Source organism: Protofrankia sp. Cj3 (genome assembly GCF_917627355.1).
Lineage (GTDB): Bacteria > Actinomycetota > Actinomycetes > Frankiales > Frankiaceae > Protofrankia.
Genome location: NZ_CAKJTR010000043.1, coordinates 31,257 through 32,707 on the forward strand (window position 1 = coordinate 31,257; position 1,451 = coordinate 32,707).

The following is a 1,451-nucleotide window of genomic DNA, read 5'->3' on the forward strand; positions in this document are numbered from 1 at the left end:
GTCTGCGGAGCGGGAAGACGTTCCACCCGGCCCGCGGAACCCGACGGGGGCAGAAGCGGCCGTCCAGTCACCGCATGCCGGCCCATCAGCAACCGGTGCAGGTGCTGCGCTGACACGATGCCGTGTAGACCGACCAGGGACGCGGCGGACCCTCGTGCCTGCCCTTGCGCTCGTTCCCGGGAGTAATAAGCGGCTGTTTCGACCGTTGGGGACGGGGCTCCGCCCTGGACGTAGTCCACGATCCGCAGCGCCGCCGCGGCGACCGTTCCGGCATCCCGCGCCCGCAGGCCGAGGACCTTCACCGTGACGATCATGTGGTGTCTGGCGTGCGCGTTCTGCCCATTCGCACCTCCCGGCCGTGCCCCGGGGTCCATGCGAGACCACGAACCCGTTCACACGGATGAGTGCGCGAGACGGCGATTGTGGAAGGTGACGGCAGCGCCTGCGTCCAGCTCCTTCGACATGGGCACGGCGTCCGGGCGCTGCGATGCCGCCGCGGTGCGCGACCGGGGGTGTGCCGTTTCCGCCGTCGTGCGGCCTATCAGGTGAGAGATCCGTTCGTCCTGTCGAGCCGACGCAGATGGCTCGGCGCGACGGGCGGCCCTACCGCAGCCTGCTGGAAGGCGACTTCGATGATTACGAACTGTGCCCACACTCCCGACCGCGATTCGTTGGAGCGGGCGCGCCAGGCCCATGCCGAGGCGGTGCAGAACCTCGTCGTCGAGATCGCGGCGGGCATCGCCGCTGACGTGCGGGCTACCTACCCGGGCGCCGCGGTGATCGACGTCGCTGTCGACAGCGACGAGCAGGAGATCGAGTTGGTGGCCGTGTGCGCATTCGCCGGCGAACCCATCGGTGACATGAACAGCGACCGGTTCGAGAACCTCGCGTCCCGAATCGAGCCGGACCTGAACTGGATACGCCGCCTCGCCCTTGAGCCTGATGGCTGGCATCCGAGTCGACTTGATCTCACGGCCACCTTCACGTGGTACCGCTGCGTCGAGGAGCCGACCGTGCGTTGGTTTCCGGACCTTGGTAGTCCCGTCTGGGTGAGAACCGGGGTGTAGCCAGCGGGCGTCATCCGAGACGTCAGGGTGCGGCGATGGGCGCCCACGTGCATGCCCCCGGCATGGAACGCTTTACAGCGCATGCACATCCGTCGGCGGTCACTTGATCCGAACGGCACATGGGAAGGTGTCGCTGCGCGACACCTTCGAGGAGTGCTGGCCGCGCTCGTGTGACATCGGCGGGCCGGTGTATTTGACCGTCGGACGGCCTTGCCTGCGTGGTCACCGATGGCAGGAATGCGCGCACCCGATGCTCATCAATGTGTGGCCGTTCACGCGGTGCCCGTCGGCGCGGTTGTGGACGGGGTGTGCCGAAAGCGCGGTGTCGCGGCCTACCAGGTGTAGAGCCCGCTGCCGTGAGGAGCCGACCATGCCGGTAGTCGT

General features: G+C 68.0%; 2 protein-coding genes. One reads left to right on the forward strand and one right to left on the reverse strand.

Annotated features, from left to right (window positions below):
* A partial coding sequence (locus tag MJ783_RS08445; protein ID WP_239309773.1) for a relaxase domain-containing protein occupies positions 1 to 314 on the reverse strand: 314 nt, incomplete at its 3' end.
* 318 nt (positions 315 to 632) lie between these two features.
* Here MJ783_RS08445 and MJ783_RS08450 point away from each other — a divergent pair.
* The gene (locus tag MJ783_RS08450) at positions 633 to 1,067 is read left to right on the forward strand and encodes a hypothetical protein (RefSeq protein WP_239309775.1); all 435 of its coding nucleotides are present in this window, start codon (positions 633 to 635) and stop codon (positions 1,065 to 1,067) included.
* Positions 1,068 to 1,451: the final 384 nt, after the last annotated feature.